This is a genomic window from Vibrio sp. 1078-1 (assembly GCF_033340475.1).
Genome location: NZ_JAWOWM010000713.1, coordinates 1 through 559 on the forward strand (window position 1 = coordinate 1; position 559 = coordinate 559).

Sequence of the window (559 nt, forward strand, 5' to 3'; positions counted from 1 at the left end):
CAGTTCCTGAGTATTGAATTCTTGCGTTAGACACGCGATTTGACGCAATTGTGTTGTCGAAGTTGATGTCATCAGGACGAATTGTGCCGCTTAAGCGAATGTACTCGTCACCTGTATTTAGCGTCATCCACTTCTCACCACGGATCACGAGGTTGCCGTTTGCCAGCACTTCGATCACTTCGACCGTAATGTAACCACTGATGCTGTTACTCTGCTTCGCAGAAGAGTCGCCAGCAAAGGTGTTGGTGTTGTTTAAGTCATACGAGAAGTTGTACTTGCCGCCTACTTTCAGCTCTTCACCGCCCACTTGTAACGGATCCATTTGCGCTTCGTTGGTTTTCGACAAGTCCGCGTTAGCGCTCTTCGTCGCACTGGTGGTTTCATCTAACGTGACTGTGATGATGTCGCCAATGCCGCGAGGTTTAGAGTCGTCATACAAATCGGTAATGTGCTCTGGGCTAAACAGAGAACCCGTCGCCGCAGCATAATGCTCAGGCTTTTGTTTTGGATGGATTGGAGCCCACGCTGGATCACCAGCAACCGGATCATTTCTGCCGCG

Annotated in this window: 1 protein-coding gene; it reads right to left on the reverse strand. The window is 49.9% G+C overall.

From position 1 onward, the window contains the following. On the reverse strand, nt 1–559 hold a 559-nt coding region (locus R7190_RS29665; protein WP_318138180.1), incomplete at both ends, for a flagellar basal body L-ring protein FlgH.